We start from the raw sequence: 18,042 nt of genomic DNA, 5'->3' as shown, positions 1-18,042 counted from the left end.
ACCCGGTCAGGCGCTCATTCCGCTGCGATCTTTCGCTTTGCCAGCACCTCACGCAGGTAGTGGCCGGTATAGCTGCCCTCGGTTCTGGCGACCTTCTCCGGCGTTCCGACAGCAACCAGTTCACCGCCGCCATCGCCGCCCTCAGGCCCGATGTCGATGATCCAGTCCGCACATTTGATAACGTCGAGATTGTGTTCGATAATCACCACGGAATTGCCCTGGTCCACCAGTTCCTGAATCACTTCGAGCAGCTTTTTCGTGTCCTCGAAATGCAGACCCGTCGTCGGTTCGTCGAGGATATAGAGCGTGCGGCCCGTTGCGCGCTTGCTCAGCTCCTTGGCCAGCTTGACGCGCTGCGCCTCACCGCCTGACAGCGTGGTCGAAGATTGGCCCACCTTGATATAGCCCAGACCGACCCGCTTGAGCGTTTCCATCTTGTCGCGGATCGCGGGGACGGCCTGAAAAAGGTCCGCCGCATCCTCGATCGTCATGTCGAGCACGTCGGCGATGGAGTTGCCCTTGAACTTCACCTCCAGCGTTTCGCGGTTATAACGTTTGCCGTCGCAGGTTTCGCAGGTGACATAGACGTCGGGCAGGAAGTGCATCTCGATCTTGATGAGGCCGTCGCCCTGGCACGCCTCGCAGCGACCGCCCTTGACGTTGAAGCTGAACCGGCCCGCCTTGTAGCCACGGGTCTTTGCCTCGGGCATTCCGGCGAACCAGTCGCGGATCGGGGTGAAGGCGCCGGTATAGGTGGCGGGGTTGGAGCGTGGCGTGCGGCCGATGGGCGACTGGTCGATGTCGATGACCTTGTCCAGATGCTCCAGCCCCTTGATCTGCTCACAGGGCGCGGGGGTTTGGCGGGCACCGTTCAGTCGCATGGAGGCTGTCTTGAACAACGTCTCTATGGTCAGCGTGGACTTGCCGCCGCCCGATACGCCGGTGACGCAGCAGAGCAGGCCGAGGGGGAATTCCGCGGTCACGGTCTTGAGGTTGTTGCCGGTCGCCTTGACCACCTTGACCTTCTTGCCGGAACCTTTGCGCCGCTTGGCCGGGACGGCGATTTCGCGCACGCCGGTCAGGTATTGCCCGGTAATGGACTCAGGCGTGGCGGCGATTTCCGCCGGCGTGCCGGAGGCGATGATCTGGCCGCCATGCACACCCGCGCCCGGTCCGATGTCGAGCACGTAATCCGCCTCGCGGATCGCCTCCTCGTCATGTTCGACCACGATCACGGTATTGCCCGCATCGCGCAGATTCTTCAGCGTGGTCAACAGGCGGTCATTGTCGCGTTGGTGTAGGCCGATGGACGGCTCATCCAGAACGTAGAGCACGCCCGTCAGGCCGCTGCCGATCTGCGAGGCGAGCCGGATCCGCTGGCTCTCCCCCCCAGACAGGGTGCCCGAATTGCGGCTGAGCGTCAGGTAATCCAGACCCACATTCACCAGAAAGCCAAGCCGCTCGCGAATTTCCTTGAAGATCGCGCGGGCGATTTCCTGCCGTTGTTTCGTCAGGGTTCCGGGGGCCTTCTCGATCCAGTCGAGCGCGTCGCGGATGGACAATTGCACCACCTGCCCTGCGTGCACGCCGTCGATCTTGACCGCCAGCGCCTCGGGCTTGAGCCGGTAGCCATCGCAGGCCCCGCAGGCGCGGTTGTTCTGATAGCGCTCCATTTCCTCACGGCTCCACGACGAATCCGTCTCGCGGTAGCGACGTTCGAGGTTGGGCACGACCCCTTCGAACACGCGTGAGATTTCATAGACGCGCCCACCCTCATCATAGCGGAACTTGATCTTTTCCGTGCCCGTCCCGTGCAGAATCAACTGTTTCACATGCGGCGGCAGGCTGTGCCAAGGCGCGTTCTTGTCGAACTCGTAATGATTGGCCAGCGCGTCGATGGTCTGGCGGAAATAGGGGGATTTGGATTTCGACCACGGTGCGATCGCGCCCTTGTACAGGCTCAGCGATTCGTCCGGCACAATCAGGCGCTCGTCAAAGAACAGCTCCACCCCCAGCCCGTCACAGACCGGGCACGCGCCGAACGGCGCGTTGAACGAGAACAGGCGCGGCTCGATCTCGGGGATCGTGAAGCCGCTGACAGGACAGGCGAAGTTTTCGGAGAAGGTCGTGCGTTGCGGTTCCTCATCCCCGGTGACGGCGGTTTCCAGAACGGCGATGCCGTCCGCAAGGTCGAGCGCGGTGCGGAAGCTGTCGGCCAGCCGCGTCTCCAACCCCTCCTTCACGACCAGGCGATCGACCACGACGTCGATATTGTGGCGGAACTTCTTGTCCAGCACGGGCGGTTCATCCAGCTCGTAGAACGCGCCGTTGACCTTCACCCGTTGGAAGCCCTGCTTCTTCAGCTCGGCGAATTCCTTGCGGTATTCCCCCTTGCGATCGCGGATGATCGGGGCGAGCAGATAGGCGCGGGTGCCCTCCTCCATCGCCATCACTCTGTCCACCATCTCGGACACTTGCTGCGCCTCGATGGGCAGGCCGGTGGCGGGGGAATAGGGCACGCCGACGCGGGCGAACAGCAGGCGCAGGTAATCGTAGATCTCCGTCACCGTGCCGACGGTGGAGCGCGGATTCTTCGAGGTCGTCTTCTGCTCGATGGAAATCGCGGGGCTGAGGCCGGTGATGTGATCCACATCCGGCTTTTGCATCATGTCGAGGAACTGCCGCGCATAGGCGCTGAGCGATTCCACGTAGCGTCGCTGCCCCTCAGCATAGATGGTGTCGAAGGCAAGCGAGGACTTGCCCGATCCAGACAGACCCGTGATGACGATCAGCGTGTCGCGCGGCAAATCCACATCAATGGATTTCAGGTTATGCTCCCGCGCACCCCGGATCGAAATCGTCTTCAGCTCGGCCATGCCACACTCCGTTTATGTCCAGCCGCTTCATGTAGGGTCCGCAGCCGCGTTTACCATAGAACAAAAATGGAACACTTGGAAGCGCGTCATAACGTTCCGTTAACCTGTGGCGGTCTTGATGGCGGCACGGAATCTGGGCAAAACGCCAAATTGCGGGGTGCATCGGGTCGCAGGCGGCCATATCGTCGGTCCTCAAACAGAATCATGAGCGGAGAAGCCCCATGGCAGGCAGCGTCAACAAGGTCATCCTGATCGGCAATCTGGGCCGCGACCCCGAGGTCCGGTCCTTCGCCAATGGCGGCAAGGTGTGCAACCTGCGCATCGCCACATCCGAAACCTGGCGCGACAAGCAGTCGGGCGAGCGGCGTGAAAAGACGGAGTGGCATTCCGTCGCAATCTTCCAGGAGGGGCTGGTCCGCATCGCGGAGCAATACCTCAAGAAGGGCTCGAAGGTCTATATCGAGGGCAAGCTGCAAACCCGCAAGTATCAGGATCAATCCGGCGCGGACAGGTACTCGACCGAGGTTGTCCTGCAAGGTTTCGACGGCACCCTGACCATGCTGGACGGGCGCGACGGCGGCGGGTCCGGCGGGGGCGGCGGTGATTACGGCGGTGGCGGGGGCCGCAGCGGCGGTGGCGGCTCCTATGGCGGCGGGTCTTCCTCGGGCGGGGGTGCGTCAGGCGGCAATTACGGCTCCGACATGGATGACGACATTCCGTTCTGATACCGAAATCCGGCGGGCCTGACCCTTTTGCCACCGCGGTGGCAAGGGGGGGCGGCCCGCCCGGAGACCTGCTGCGGCGAACGCGGCAGGCCTCACCACATCATACAAGGGACGCAAGATTCCTTTGTTTAGAAGAGCCTGCCGGCAGCCGCAGGGTGCCGGTACGCAGGTCAGGTTCCTGACGGCGCAGTTCAGTCGGGCTTCGCAAACCCTAATGTTATGCGGTCCGATCCCGCCCCGTGCACACGCCACACAGGAAAATGTGCCATTGAAGGCTACGACAATGCGTCTAGGTTCCCCCTCAGGCACAGGGGGCGGTACGAAATGACGCAGTTGGATCGAGGGATCGAAGGACGGGTGATCGCCTGGGCCGTCACCATTATCGCGATCATCATGCTTACGGGCGCCCTTGCCTCGGCACGTGATTTCCTGATGCCGGTGCTGGCCGCGATTCTGTTGGCGCTGGTCTTTCGCCCGGTTCGCAGGGGCATGAACCGGATCGGGCTTTCCGATGGGATCGCTGCCTTGGTAATCACGCTGACGCTGGTCAGCGGTCTGGCCGCTCTGGTCACCGCGCTCGCCCAGCCCGCCAGCGACTGGATCGACGACGCCCCCAACATCGCCTTTCGCATCGAACGTAAGCTGGCGAGCCTGCAAGGAACCGTCGAGGCCGTGAACGAGGCCGCCCAGAAGATCGACGAATTGGCGGAGACAGGCGGCGCCAGCGCCAGCACCGAAGTCGCGTCCCAGGACCCCGACGGGATGCAATCCGTGCAGGTCGAGGTCAGTGAACGTGACGGCAACATCGCCGCACAGATCGCCGCCACCGCCCCGCTGGTGCTGGGCCAGATCGTCTTTACCCTCGTGTTGCTGTTCTTCATCCTCGCGTCGGGCGACCTGTTTCGCAAACGCGTGGTCGAGGTCATCCCGAAGCTGCGCGACAAGAAGCGCGCGATGGCGATTGCAGACGATATAGAACGGCGTCTGGGCCGCTACCTGTTCACCATCACGGTTATCAACGCCGGACTGGGCGTGGTGGTCGGCCTTGCCATGTGGGCATTGGGCATGCCGGATCCGCTGTTGTTCGGGGTTGCGGCCTTCATCCTGAATTACATGCCTTATGTCGGCGCGATCATCGGCACGGCCGGGGCGCTGATCATCGGACTAATCGCGCTGCCCGATATCTGGATGGCAGCCCTGACCGCTGGTGTCTATTTTGGCTGCACCTCGGTGGAGGGACAGCTCGTGACACCCTATTTTGTCGGTCGATCGTTGAAGCTGAACCCGGTGGTGGTGTTCCTGTCAGTCGCGTTCTGGGCTTGGCTGTGGTCGGTCGTGGGAATGGTCGTCGCCGTGCCCATGTTGGTGGTAATCCGGGTGTTCAGCGAACATATGCCGGTCCTGTCGAAGTTGGGGCGCTTTCTGGCGTCGGAGACGGATGGCGCGCACGCTGACGATGGGCAGGACGCGCCTGCCGCTGACCCCCCCTCCCCCGACACGCGGTAGCCCGAAATCGCGCGCAGCGCCTCCTGTTTGTGAAACCGGGGTGTCGAGCGTTTATTTACAGGGTGTTTTTGCCCCATACAGATTGCCTTCCCCGCCCCGTTGTCGCATAAGAGACACACAATATATAGCGGCACGGGATAGGCAGGACCACGAGTGAGCGATACGCCAGACACACCCGAAAACAACGACGATCATCCGCAACGCCCCGTCTATGACGGGCCCAGCATCACGATCGAGGAGGAGATGAAACGCTCCTTCCTCGATTACTCGATGAGCGTCATCATCTCTCGCGCGATCCCGGATGTGCGCGACGGCCTGAAGCCGGTGCACCGGCGCATCCTCTACGCGATGCATGAGACGGGAAACACCGCCGACAAGGGCTATCGCAAATCCGCGCGGCCCGTCGGCGACGTGATCGGTAAATATCACCCGCACGGCGATACCGCGATCTATGATGCACTGGTGCGCATGGCGCAGGACTTCTCCATGCGACTGCCGCTGCTGGACGGTCAGGGCAACTTCGGCTCGATGGACGGCGACAGCCCGGCCGCGATGCGATATACTGAGGTGCGCATGGCGCCCCCCGCGGACGCGATGCTGGCCGATATCGACAAGGATACCGTCGATTTTCAGGCCAACTATGATGGCAAGGACATCGAACCCACGGTCCTGCCGGCCCGCTATCCCAACCTGCTGGTCAACGGGGCGGAGGGGATTGCCGTCGGCATGGCCACACGCATTCCGCCGCACAATCTGGGTGAGGTGCTGGACGCCGCATCCGCCTTGATCGACAACCCCGATCTGACCTCCGAGGATCTGATCGAATACGTCCCTGCCCCGGATTTTCCGACCGGCGGCATCATCATCGGGCGTCAGGGCGCGCGCAAGGCGTATACCGAGGGGCGCGGCTCCGTCGTGATCCGGGCCAAGACCGAGGTCGAGGAAATCCGCAAGGATCGCTACGCCATCGTCGTGCGCGAAATCCCCTATCAGGTGAACAAGTCCACCATGATCGAGCGGATCGCGGAACTTGCCCGTGACAAGAAGATCGAGGGCATCGCCCACGTTCAGGACGAATCCGACCGCTTCGGCGTGCGGGTGGTGATCGAGCTGAAGCGCGACGCGACGGCGGATGTGGTGCTGAACCAGCTTTACCGTTTCACGCCGCTGCAAACCAGCTTCGCCGCGAACATGCTGGCCCTGAACAATGGCCGGCCCGAGCAGTTGACCCTGCGCGGCTTCCTGACCGCCTTCGTCGCGTTCCGTGAGGAGGTCGTCGCCCGCCGCACCGCGTTCGAGTTGAACAAGGCCCGCGAGCGCGCCCACATCCTGTCCGGTCTGGCCGTCGCCGTCGAAAACGTCGATGAAGTGGTCGCGACCATCCGATCCTCCGCCGATCGGGGCGAGGCGCGTGAGAAACTGATGACCCGCCGCTGGCCGGCGGAGAAGATCGCCGAATACATCCAGTTGATCGACGATCCCAGCCACACGATGAACGAGGATGGCACCTATAACCTGTCGCTGGAGCAGGCGAACGCGATCCTCGAATTGCGTCTGCAACGCCTGACCGCGCTGGGTGTCAAGGAAATCACCGATGAGTTGGAGGTGCTGGCGGTCAAGATAGCGGATTACCTCGATATCCTGCGCTCCCGCGATCGGATCATGACGATCATCCGCGATGAGATTGCGGAAGTGCGCGAAAAATACGCAACGCCACGCCGCTCCGAAATCGTCGATTACGCAGGTGATATGGACGACGAAGACCTGATCGAACCGGCGGAGATGGTCGTGACCATCACCAATGGCGGCTATATCAAGCGCACCCCCCTCGACGAATTCCGCGCGCAACGGCGCGGTGGCAAGGGGATCGGCGGCATGAACATGAAGGACGAGGATTTCGTCACCACGCTGTTCGTCGCCAACACGCATACCGCGATCCTGTTCTTTACGACGACCGGGATGGTCTATCAGCTCAAGACTTGGCGCCTGCCGCAGGGCGGTCGCAATGCACGGGGCAAGGCGCTGGTGAATATCCTGCCGATTCAACCCGGTACGGGGATTGCCGCAACCATGCCCGTTGACCGGGATGAGTCCGATTGGGGCGATTTGCAGGTCGTCTTCGCCACTTCGGCGGGTGACGTGCGCCGCAACCGGCTCAGCGATTTCACCAATATCATGCGCAACGGCAAGATCGCGATGCGTCTGGCCGATGACGGCACCCGTCTGGTCAATGCCCGCATCTGCGGCGAGGATGACGACGTGATGCTGGTCACGGCAATGGGCCGGGCGATCCGCTTCCCGTCCACGGCGGTGCGTGTCTTCAACTCCCGTACCTCGACCGGGGTGCGCGGCATCCGCCTGGCCGAGGGGGACGCGGTCGTGTCCATGTCGGTGATCCGCCACTTCGAGGCCGATCCGGCGGAGAGAACCGCTTATCTGAAACGGCGTCGCGCGACCGAAGGTCTGGTCGATGAAGATGAGGTCGATACAGATGAAGAGACCGTTGCAGAGGCTGGGCCTTTGTCGAACGAACGCTATGCCGAGATGTCCGCATCCGAGGATCTGATCCTGACCCTGACGGAAAATGGCGCGGGTAAGCTCAGCTCCTCGCACGATTATCCGGTGCGCGGGCGCGGGGGCCAGGGCGTGATGGCGATGGACAGGGCGCTGCGCGGCGGGCGTCTGGTCGCCAGCTTCCCGGTGGATATCCACGATCAGATCATGCTGGCAACCGATGCGGGGCAGTCGATCCGTACCCCGGTCGCGGACATCTCGTTCCGGTCCCGCTCCGCCGGGGGTGTGCGCGTGTTCAACACCCGCGAGGGGGAAAAGGTCGTCAGCGTCGCCTGGATCGCCGAGGCGGAGGAGGCGGACATCCTGCCCGATGTCGGACCCGACACGACGCAGGACACCGGCCCCGATACGCCGAATGCCGAATGATGCGCTGATGCTGGCGGGCCGGGTTCTGCTCGGCCTGCTGTTTCTGGCCGGGGCGGTGCAAAAGGGGCTGGACCCCGCGCCCGCCGCCGACCTGCTGACTGAGCGCGGCCTGCCCGGTGCGCTGACCTGGCCTGCTTTGGCGTTCAACGCACTTGGCGCCCTATGCCTGTTTCTGGGCCTGTGGACACGCCCAATGGCACTTGCACTGGCGGCGTACTGCATGATGACCAGCATCTTTCACCTGATCCCGTCCGATCCGTGGCAGATGAGCATCTTCGTCAAGAACTGGGCCATTGCGGGCGGGTTGCTGATCCTCGCCGCGCAGGGGCCGGGGCGGTTCGCGCTGCATCGGTGAAAGCGCCCGGCGCGTAAAATTCACATGCGCCGCTTTTCAATTCGCATCGGGGGGCGTACATGGCGCACATGAAAACACCCATCCATATCATCGGCGGCGGCATGGCCGGTTGCGAGGCTGCCTGGCAGGCCGCGACCCTCGGCGTGCCGGTCGTGCTGCACGAAATGCGACCCATGGTCGAGACGTTCGCCCACCAGACGCAGGGCCTGGCGGAGCTGGTGTGTTCCAACTCCTTCCGCTCGGACGATGATGAGAGCAACGCCGTCGGCCTGCTGCATTGGGAAATGCGTCAGGCGGGCGGGCTGATCATCTCCACCGGCGACCGGCACAAGCTGCCCGCAGGTGGCGCACTGGCCGTGGACCGCGATGCGTTCTCGGATGAGGTCACGGCGAAGATCGAGGCGCATCCCTTGATCGAGATCGCGCGCGGTGAAGTCGCCGGTCTGCCGCCCGAGGATTGGGGCAGCACCATCATCGCCACCGGGCCGCTGACCTCACCCGCCATGGCGGAGGCTTTGCGCGCGCAGACGGGTGAGGAAAGCCTCGCCTTCTTCGACGCGATTGCGCCCATCGTCCACGCCGACAGCATCGATCTGAGCAAGGCGTGGTTCCAGTCCCGCTATGACAAGGGCGAGACGGAGGAGGAGCGCACCGCCTACCTCAACTGCCCGATGGACCGCGACCAGTACGAGGCCTTCATCGACGCGCTGTTGTCCGCCGACAAGACCGAGTTCAAGGATTGGGAGCGCGACACCCCCTATTTCGACGCCTGCCTTCCCATCGAGGTGATGGCAGAACGCGGGCGCGAAACCCTGCGCTGGGGCCCGATGAAGCCGGTCGGCCTGACCAATCCGCACCAGCCGGACATCAAGGCCCATGCCATCGTCCAGTTGCGCCGGGAAAACGCGCTCGGCACGCTCTACAACATTGTCGGCTTTCAGACCAAGATGAAGTACGGCGCGCAAACAGATGTTTTTAAAAGCATTCCTGGGTTGGAGAATGCTGAGTTCGCGCGGCTGGGCGGCATTCATCGCAATACGTTCCTGAACTCCCCCCGGTTGCTCGATGGTCAGATGCGGTTGAAATCCCGGCCCGATCTGCGTTTTGCCGGGCAGGTCACCGGGGTCGAGGGATACGTGGAATCCGCCGCGATGGGCCTGCTGGCCGGGCGTCTGGCGGCCTATGAAAAGCTGGGTGTCGATGTGCCGACACCGCCCCAGACCACCGCCATCGGTGCCCTGCTCGGCCACATTACCGGCGGCGCCGAGGCTGAGACCTTTCAGCCGATGAACGTCAATTTCGGCCTGTTCCCGCCACTCGACGCGCCAAAGAAGGGGCGTCGTGGCAAGAAGGACCGCAAGATCGCCTATACCGACCGCGCCAAGGTCGCCTGGGCAGAGTGGTTGAACAGCCTTCCATCTGAGATCGCTGCACAATAGCCCTCGCCGTCGAACCCCGTTAGGATGGGGGAAGGAGGTGACGATGGCCAAGAAGTTTTTCGAAGAGGTCTACACGCTGGAGGGCGACGCGCGGGATTTGTACGCGCAATGGGCGACCAGCTATGACGAGGAAGTGACGCAGAACGGCTATGTCACACCGGAACGCTGCGCGGTGGCCCTGCGTGAGGCCGGGGCGGACCCGGCGCAACCGGTTCTGGATCTGGGCTGCGGCACCGGGCTGGGAGGTCTGGCGCTGAAACTGGCCGGGTTCGAGACTGTGGACGGCGTCGATCTGACCCCGCAGATGGTGGATCAGGCGCGCGAACGTGGCATCTATCGCAACTTGAGCGTCGGGGATGCGGACGATGCGATGCAGGGGCAAAGCTATCACAGCGTGTCAGCCATCGGATTGTTCAGCCCCGGTCATGCCCCTGCCAGCCTGATTGATACGGTTCTGCAAGCGTTGCCCCACGATGGCCTGTTCGTTTTTTCCCTGAACGATCATGCGCTTGCGGACAAGAGTTATATCGGTCGCATCATGGCCTGGGTCGATGCCGGCGCGGCGCGCTGTCTGCTGCGCGAGCATGGTGAGCATATGCCGGGGCAGAATGTCGGGGCCACGATCTATGTCCTGCAAAAAAGTTGAGCGGTTCGCGCCCTCTCCGACCGGGCCGTTGCATCTGGGACATGCCTTTTCCGCGCTGACCGCCGCACGGCATGCCGACCGGTTCCTGCTGCGAATGGAGGATATCGACACCGCCCGTTGCCGGCCTGAATGGGAGGCTGCGATCCTCGACGATCTACACTGGCTGGGCCTGACCTGGCAGGAGCCGGTGTTGCGGCAGTCCGAGCGTTTGCATCTGTATCGCGATGCGGTCGGCCGGTTGACCGAGGCGGGCCTGACCTATCGCTGCACTTGCACCCGCGCCGATATCAAGGCCGCGTTGAGCGCCCCGCAGGAGGGGGCCCCGATGCACGGGCCGGACGGTCTGATCTATCCCGGCACCTGCCGGAACGCCGGACATGTGGCGATGGATGCCACGATCCGGCTGAACATGGCCGCCGCAATCGGCGCCATTGGCGGCGTTTCGCGGATCGGTTTCACGGAACTCGACTTTGAGCCGGGGCGGCACGCGCTGGATGCCGAGGCGCTGTTGCATAATGTGGGCGATATCGTTCTGGCCCGTCGGGATATCGGCACGTCATACCATATCGCCGTGGTGATCGACGATGCCGCCCAGGGGGTTACGCATGTGACACGCGGGCGCGACCTGTTCGCCGCTACGCCCCTGCACCGACTGTTGCAAGTGCTGCTGGACCTGCCCGAACTGCTATATCGCCATCACCGCCTGATCCGCGACGAAAACGGCAAGCGCCTGGCGAAGCGGGACGATGCGCGCGCGCTGGCTACTTTGCGCACCGAAGGGTGGAGCCGCGAGGACGTGCTGCGCGCGATCGGCTTTCAAGCCGGGTGAGGGTCAGACCTCGGGGGCCATCAACTCCACCTCCGCCCCGTCGCGAATCGCGGTGTAGAAGCAGGAGCGGCGGTTGGTGTGACAGGCCGGGCCCGCCTGATCGACAATCATCAGCAGGCAATCGCGGTCACAATCCACGCGCATCTCGATCAGGGTCTGAACGTGGCCCGAGCTTTCGCCCTTGCGCCAGATCGCCTGCCGGGAGCGGGACCAATAGGTGACCTGCCCGGTGGTCAGCGTTTCCTCCACCGTTTCGCGGGTCATCCATGCCATCATCAAAACGGCACCCCCGGTATCCTGAGCGATGGCGGGGATGAGACCTTCGGCGGTATAGCGCAGGGTGGCGGGGTCGAATATCACGGTCATGTCGGGTCTTTCCGTAAGCGGTGTCCGGACCTATCTAAGGGGCAGAACAGCGAAAGGCGAGAGCATGAGCGAGCGCGACGACGAGATGATGAAGCTCTATTCCCAGCGGATCCTCGCGCTGGCCTCCGCCATTCCGCATCAGGAGCGGCTGGACAGCCCGGATGCGAGTGTGACCAAGCGGTCGCCGCTGTGCGGATCGACGGTGACGGTCGATCTGGACATTGCCGACGGAAAAATCGTCCGGTTCGGCCAGGATGTGAAGGCCTGCGCGTTGGGCCAAGCCTCGGCTGCGGTGTTCGGGGAACAGGCCGTCGGGCTGAGCCTGGAGGAGGCCCGAGCCGGCCGCGATGCCCTGCGCGCCATGCTGCGTGAGGACGGCCCGGTGCCGGATGCCCCCTTCGACGGCTACGCGGCGCTGGAACCGGCCCGCGCCTATCGCAACCGCCACGCCTCGATCCTGCTGGTGCCGGACGCGACGGTCGCGGCATTCGAATCCATCGCAGACAAAAAAATCGCCGCAACGTCCTGAGACGTGCGGCGAGTTGGGTTGCATCGGGTCGCGGCCAGAATGACGCGGAAACCCGCATCGTGAGGGACAACTGGACCGCGCGGCATCCCGATTGCGGCAGAAACTTCGTTACGGGCTCAGATCACCAACGCGCCGACGATCATCACGCAGATCGCGGCGAGGCCGATGGCATCCCCCAGCATTTCCGATCCATGGTGGCGGGCGGTGTTCAGCATATGCGGGATCATCGTGGCAACCTCCTGTTCCGTGTTGCCTTAATGTTCCGTTAACTCGGCCCTAAGGTCAAGACAAAATGAGAACATTTGCGAACTTTTGGGGATAACTGCGTTAACCTACTGATAGCAAACGGATCGCGCGATCCTGCTCCATCAGGTAAAGAAGCGTTCGCACCGCCCTGCCTCGATCCGTTGTCAGGTCAGGATCCCGGTCCAGCAACAGGCGCGCATCCTTGTGCGCAAGGGCCAGCAGGGCGGTCTGACGCTCCAAATCCGCGATTCGGAACCTCGGCAGCCCGGATTGCGCCGTTCCCAGAACATCCCCCGCCCCGCGCAGGCGCAAATCCTCATCCGCGATGCGAAAGCCGTCCTCGGTTTCTCGCATGATCTCCATCCGGGCGCGTGCGGCCTCACCCAGGGGCGGTTGATACATCAGCAGGCAGGTGGATTTTTCGGAGCCGCGTCCGACACGCCCGCGCAACTGGTGCAGTTGCGCCAGCCCGAAACGCTCCGCCTGTTCGATCACCATGATCGTCGCGGCGGGCACGTTCACGCCAACCTCGATCACTGTCGTGGCGACCAGAACGCGGGTGCGCCCGGCGATGAAATCAGCCATTGCGGCGTCTTTCTCTGCCGGGGGCAGTCGCCCGTGGACCAGGCCGACATTCTGCTCGCCCAGGGCGATACGCAGGGCACGGTGGCGTTCCTCCGCCGCTGTCGCCTCGACCACCTCGCTTTCCTCGACCAGCGGGCAGACCCAATAGGCCTGCCGCCCGGCGTCCAGAGCGGATCGCAAGCGCGCGACCACCTGATCCATCCGCTCGGCCGAGACGAGCGCCGTCTCGATCGGCTGGCGGCCGGGTGGCTTTTCGTCCAGCACGCTGAGGTCCATATCCCCGTATTGCGCAAGGCTGAGCGAGCGGGGAATCGGTGTCGCCGTCATCACGAGGATGTCCACCGCCCGCCCCTTCGCCCCCAGGGTCATCCGCTCCCGCACGCCGAAGCGGTGCTGCTCATCTATGATGGCGAGGCGCAGATCGGCGAAATCCACGTCCGATTGGAACAAAGCGTGCGTTCCCAGCAGGATGTGGATCTGACCATTGGCGAGGGCTGACAGCTTCTCCTGCCGGGTGGTCCCCTTGTCGCGCCCGGTCAAAAGAACGATCCGCAGGCCAAGTGGCGCGATCAGGGGGGCGAGCGCCTCCATATGCTGCCGTGCGAGGATTTCCGTCGGGGCCATCAGTGCCGCCTGCCCGCCCGCCTCAACCACAGCCAGCATGGCAAGCAGGGCGACCAGCGTCTTGCCCGAGCCGACATCGCCCTGCAACAACCGGTTCATGCGGAGAGGGGCGGCGAGATCCTCGACGATCTGCTGCACCGCGCGGGTTTGCGCGCCCGTCGGTCGATACGGCAGGGCCGCCAGCGCCCGTTCGCGCAGATGACCATCCCCTGATGAAGCGCGGCCCGGCTTGCGGCGCGCCCGTGCCCGCGCCAGGGTCAGCGTGACCTGATGCGCGAACAACTCGTCATAGGCGAGCCGTTGACGCGCCGGTGTCGTATCCGCCAGATCGGCACTGGAATCGGGCGCATGCGCGGATTTGAGCGCTGCGCTCCATCCCGGCCAGCCGCGATCCGCAACGATCTGCGGGGCGATCCATTCCGGCAGGTCCATCACCCGGTCGAGCGCGCCGCGCTGCGCCTTGACCACCGTTTTCAACGTGAGGCCAGCCGTCAGGGGATAGGTCGGCTCGAACGGTAGCAGCGCCTCGGCCTGCGCCCGATGCAGAACATGATCCGGGTGCACCATCTGCGCGACACCATCGAAAAGCTCCACCCGGCCCGAGACGACCCGACGCTCACCGGGGGGGAGATGACGCTCCATCCAGTCGTCGCGAGCGTGGAAATAGACGATCTGGAAGTCGGTTTTTGCGTCGCGCACGCTGACGCGATAGGGGTGGCCCTTGGCCGAGGCCGGTGCGTGACGCCCGATCTCGACCTCCACCGTTACGGTCGCGGGCAGCGGCACGTCGAGGATCGAGGGCTTCAACCGCCGGTCGGTTCCGCCGGTCGGCAAGGTCATCAGCAGGTCGCGCGGGCTCTCCACCCCGATCCGGGCGAATAACGGCGCGGTTTTCGGACCGATGCCGGGCAAACCGGTCAAATCGGCGAACAGGGGAAACAACACTTCGGGACGACCAGCCATGCCCTATCTGGCGCAAGTATGGAACGCGGTGCAAGGTGGACTTATCCGGGTTGGGTGCGTCACCCGATTAACTCCAGCCATTCCGCCTCGCTCAACACGGTCAGGCCCAGATCGCGGGCCTTCTTCTCCTTCGATCCGGCGCCGGGACCCGCAATGACGATATCGGTCTTGGAGGAGACGGAGCCGGAGACCTTCGCACCCATTTCCTCCGCCCTGGCCTTTGCTTCGGCGCGGGTCATCTGCTCCAACGTGCCGGTGAACACCACGGTCTTGCCCGCGACGGGCGATCCGTCGGTGGCGGGGGCGGCGACATCCTCGATGGTCAGCCACTCGGTCAGGGCATCCAACTGCGCGCGGGCGGTGTCGGAGGCAAAGAAATCGGCGATCGCCTCGGCCATCACATCCCCGATTCCGTTGATCGCGACCAGTTCGGCCCGTTCGGTGCTGTCGGGGGTCGCGGCCTCCATCGCGCGGCGGAACGTCTGCCAACTGTTGTAGTGGCGGGCCAGCAGCATGGCGGAGCTTTCCCCGACATGGCGAATGCCCAGCCCGAAGATCAGCCGGTTGAGCGGGATCGTGCGGCGGTCGCGGATCGCCGCGAACAGCGCATCGGCCGATTTCTGGCCCCACCCTTCACGATTTTTCAGTTGCTTGAGGCCGGAACCGTAGCGGTCCTCCAACGCGAAGATATCGGCCGGAGAGGCGATCCAGCCGTCGGCGTGGAAAGCCTCCACCTGCTTGGCGCCCAGACCGTCGATATCGAATGCCATGCGCGACACGAAATGCTTGAGCTTTTCGACAGCCTGCGCCGGGCAGGTCAAAGCGCCGGTGCACCGGTGCACTGCCTCACCGGGTTCGCGCAGGGCCGGGCTGCCGCAAACCGGGCAATGCGTGGGAAAAACATAGGGTTCCGCGTCATCGGGCCGGCGGTCCAGCAACACGCCGCGCACCTTGGGAATTACATCGCCGGCGCGGTAGATCTCGACCATGTCACCGATACGGATGTCGATGCCGTCCCGAATTTCCGCCCCCTTGGAATCGCGCCCTGCGATATAATCGGCGTTGTGCAACGTCGCGTTTGAAACGACGACGCCGCCCACGGTCACAGGCTCCAACCGAGCGACGGGGCTGAGAGCGCCCGTGCGTCCCACCTGAATCTCGATGTCGCGCAGACGGGTCGCTGCGATCTCCGCCGGGAATTTATGGGCGGTGGCCCAACGTGGATTGTTCGACCGGAACCCGAGCCGTTTCTGCAAGGCCAGATCATCGACCTTGTAGACCACACCGTCGATATCGTAGTCCAAATCAGGCCGCGCGATGCCGATCCGGTGATAATGCGCGATCATCTCCTCGGCCGAATGACACAGTTTCGTCAGGGGGTTGGTGCGAAATCCCAGCTCCGCCAGCTTCGCGATGGCGTCCGCTTGCGTTTCAGCCAGAGGGGCGGAAAGCGCGCCCCAGGCATAGGCGAAAAAGCGCAGCGGGCGGGATCTGGTAATCTCCGCATCCAGTTGGCGCAAGGATCCGGCGGCGGCATTGCGCGGATTCGCGAAGGGCTTGGCACCCGCTTCGATCTGACGGGCGTTCAGGGACTGGAAATCGGCGTGGTCCATATAGACCTCACCCCGGACCTCCAGCACATCGGGTGCATCGGTGAGGGTTTCGGGAATATCGTCGATCGTGCGGGCGTTGGCGGTCACATTCTCACCCGTTTCGCCGTCGCCGCGTGTGGCGGCCTGCACCAGAACGCCGCTCTCATATCGCAAGGACAGCGACAGCCCGTCGATCTTGGGTTCCGCAGTATAGTCGATCGCATGTTCGACGCCGAGAAACCGCCGCACACGGGCATCGAATTCCGTCACGTCCTCATCCGAAAAGACGTTGGAAAGCGAGAGCATCGCGACCGTATGCGCAACCTTGCCGAATCCCTCCGCCACCGGCGCGCCGACCTTGCGTGAGGGGCTGTCCTCGCGGATCAGTTCGGGGAACCGTTCCTCCACCGCCAGCGCAAGCGCCTTGATCCGGTCGTACTCCGCGTCGGACATGATCGGATCGTCGTCCTGATGATAGGCCGTATCGGCAGCCCCCAGCCGATCCGCGAGCTGTTCGAGAAGTTCGGCGGCCTGCGAACCGTCCAGTGCGGTCACATCAATGTTCAAGTCGTCCATCATCGTCCCCTGCACCCGATAGCAGGAGAGTTAGGCCCGCTATGCCTGCTGGTCCAGCAGGTTTTTCAGGCGCGGCGGGCCGGCTGTTCGATGGTTTGCGGGACGGGATCGCGCAGGACATAGCCCCGGCCCCAGACGGTTTCGATATAGGTCTCACCCCCGGTTGCCTGGCTGAGCTTCTTGCGCAGCTTGCAAATGAAGACGTCGATGATCTTCAGCTCCGGCTCATCCATGCCGCCATACAGATGGTTGAGGAACATTTCCTTCGTCAGGGTGGTGCCCTTTCGCAGGCTGAGCAGTTCGAGCATCTGATATTCCTTGCCGGTCAGATGCACCGTCTTGCCCTCAACCTCCACCGTTTTGGCATCCAGATTGACGCAGACGAGTCCGGTTTCGATGATCGACTGCGCGTGCCCCTTGGACCGGCGCACAATCGCGTGGATGCGTGCGACCAGTTCCTCCCGATGGAAAGGCTTGGTCAGGTAATCATCGGCACCGTATCCGAAGCCGCGGATTTTCGTGTCCGCGTCATCCATCCCCGAGAGGATCAGGATCGGTGTGTCGATCTTTGCCAGGCGCAGTTGCTTGAGCACCTCATGCCCGTGCATGTCCGGCAGATTAAGATCGAGGATGATGAGGTCGTAGTCGTAGAGCCGGGCGAGATCGACGCCCTCCTCCCCCAAATCCGTCGCGTAGACGTTGAAATTGGCGTTCGCCAGCATCAGTTCGATATTCCGGGCTGTCGCCGGATCGTCCTCGACGAGAAGTATGCGCATTACAGGACCTCCGGGTCACGTCGAGCGTTCTGCTCAACTCATGATCCACCATCAGGTCATAAAGGTTAATGTCTGGTAAACTTACCAGAAGATATTAGGAACACCGGAATTTTTCACGGTGCGGGATTTTCGCAATTCCAGTTTTCATGGCGTGGAATCTGATGCCCACGCGATAGCTCACTTGCGGTATCGCTGAATGGAGGTCACGCGCAACGCGTTCAGACCGTGCTTTCCCAGCGCCTCACGCCACTGGTCCAACTCCTCCTCGGTCAGGTCGTACATCTCGTACGCCTCCTCATGTGTCAACATTCCGCCATCGACCGCTGCCACCACCACAGCCTTGCGCCGGGCGACCCAGCGCTTGACATCGGGGGGGGGCAGATCGGTGCGGGCGATACTTCGCCCCAGATGATCCTTCACGAAGATTGGCCTGTCAGTCCGTTTTAGGTACATTGGTCCGCCTCAGTTG

General features: G+C 63.3%; 14 protein-coding genes. 8 read left to right on the top strand and 6 right to left on the bottom strand.

All coding sequences use genetic code 11. The annotated features are described in order from the left end of the window. Positions 1–14 precede the first annotated feature (14 nt). On the bottom strand, positions 15–2,876 hold the full coding sequence (gene uvrA / locus H1S03_RS03945; RefSeq protein ID WP_185803251.1) for an excinuclease ABC subunit UvrA: 2,862 nt from the start codon (positions 2,874–2,876) through the stop codon (positions 15–17). A gap of 221 nt (positions 2,877–3,097) precedes the next feature. Between uvrA and H1S03_RS03940 the strand changes: the two genes are divergently transcribed. The 7 genes from H1S03_RS03940 to gluQRS all read left to right on the top strand — a co-directional run bounded on the left by H1S03_RS03940 (position 3,098) and on the right by gluQRS (position 11,316). Then, positions 3,098–3,601, top strand: a complete 504-nt coding sequence (locus H1S03_RS03940) for a single-stranded DNA-binding protein (protein WP_166192061.1) — start codon at positions 3,098–3,100, stop codon at positions 3,599–3,601. A gap of 324 nt (positions 3,602–3,925) precedes the next feature. Then, on the top strand, positions 3,926–5,107 hold the full coding sequence (locus H1S03_RS03935; protein ID WP_185803250.1) for an AI-2E family transporter: 1,182 nt from the start codon (positions 3,926–3,928) through the stop codon (positions 5,105–5,107). 153 nt (positions 5,108–5,260) lie between these two features. Further along, a complete protein-coding gene (gene gyrA, locus H1S03_RS03930; RefSeq protein ID WP_185803249.1) occupies positions 5,261–8,047 on the top strand; it encodes a DNA gyrase subunit A in 2,787 nt (928 codons plus the stop codon). Next, a complete protein-coding gene (locus H1S03_RS03925) occupies positions 8,037–8,402 on the top strand; it encodes a DoxX family protein (protein ID WP_185803248.1) in 366 nt (121 codons plus the stop codon). Before gyrA ends, H1S03_RS03925 begins: the two co-directional genes overlap by 11 nt. A 68-nt stretch (positions 8,403–8,470) precedes the next feature. Next, positions 8,471–9,841, top strand: a complete 1,371-nt coding sequence (trmFO, locus tag H1S03_RS03920) for a methylenetetrahydrofolate--tRNA-(uracil(54)-C(5))-methyltransferase (FADH(2)-oxidizing) TrmFO (RefSeq protein ID WP_185803247.1) — start codon at positions 8,471–8,473, stop codon at positions 9,839–9,841. Positions 9,842–9,884: 43 nt separating this feature from the next. Beyond that, complete coding sequence (locus tag H1S03_RS03915) at positions 9,885–10,487, top strand: class I SAM-dependent DNA methyltransferase (RefSeq protein ID WP_166192070.1); 603 nt, start codon at positions 9,885–9,887, stop codon at positions 10,485–10,487. Then, positions 10,468–11,316, top strand: coding sequence for a tRNA glutamyl-Q(34) synthetase GluQRS (gene gluQRS, locus H1S03_RS03910; RefSeq protein ID WP_185803246.1), 849 nt, complete (start codon positions 10,468–10,470; stop codon positions 11,314–11,316). The genes H1S03_RS03915 and gluQRS overlap by 20 nt, the downstream gene beginning before the upstream one ends. A 3-nt stretch (positions 11,317–11,319) precedes the next feature. Here gluQRS and hisI read toward each other — a convergent pair whose 3' ends face one another. Next, positions 11,320–11,682: a phosphoribosyl-AMP cyclohydrolase gene (gene hisI / locus H1S03_RS03905; RefSeq protein WP_221892586.1), complete on the bottom strand. Its 363-nt coding sequence runs from the start codon at positions 11,680–11,682 to the stop codon at positions 11,320–11,322. Positions 11,683–11,746: 64 nt separating this feature from the next. On the opposite strand from hisI, the gene H1S03_RS03900 reads away from it, so the two are divergent. Then, a complete protein-coding gene (locus H1S03_RS03900; protein ID WP_185803245.1) occupies positions 11,747–12,211 on the top strand; it encodes an iron-sulfur cluster assembly scaffold protein in 465 nt (154 codons plus the stop codon). Between the two features lie 327 nt (positions 12,212–12,538). Here H1S03_RS03900 and recG read toward each other — a convergent pair whose 3' ends face one another. The 4 genes from recG to sciP all read right to left on the bottom strand — a co-directional run bounded on the left by recG (position 12,539) and on the right by sciP (position 18,026). After that, positions 12,539–14,629: an ATP-dependent DNA helicase RecG gene (gene recG, locus H1S03_RS03895; protein ID WP_185803244.1), complete on the bottom strand. Its 2,091-nt coding sequence runs from the start codon at positions 14,627–14,629 to the stop codon at positions 12,539–12,541. Between the two features lie 59 nt (positions 14,630–14,688). Then, positions 14,689–16,800: an NAD-dependent DNA ligase LigA gene (gene ligA, locus H1S03_RS03890; RefSeq protein ID WP_185803243.1), complete on the bottom strand. Its 2,112-nt coding sequence runs from the start codon at positions 16,798–16,800 to the stop codon at positions 14,689–14,691. A 62-nt stretch (positions 16,801–16,862) separates the two neighbouring features. Further along, positions 16,863–17,573: a response regulator transcription factor CtrA gene (gene ctrA / locus H1S03_RS03885; RefSeq protein WP_166192085.1), complete on the bottom strand. Its 711-nt coding sequence runs from the start codon at positions 17,571–17,573 to the stop codon at positions 16,863–16,865. 177 nt (positions 17,574–17,750) lie between these two features. Further along, positions 17,751–18,026: a CtrA inhibitor SciP gene (sciP, locus tag H1S03_RS03880; RefSeq protein WP_185803242.1), complete on the bottom strand. Its 276-nt coding sequence runs from the start codon at positions 18,024–18,026 to the stop codon at positions 17,751–17,753. Between the last annotated feature and the right edge of the window lie 16 nt (positions 18,027–18,042).

This window comes from Pontivivens nitratireducens (assembly GCF_014235845.1).
GTDB classification, from domain to species: domain Bacteria; phylum Pseudomonadota; class Alphaproteobacteria; order Rhodobacterales; family Rhodobacteraceae; genus Pontivivens; species Pontivivens nitratireducens.
The sequence above is the reverse complement of the archived record's forward strand: the minus strand, read 5'-3'. Positions and strand labels throughout refer to the sequence as shown.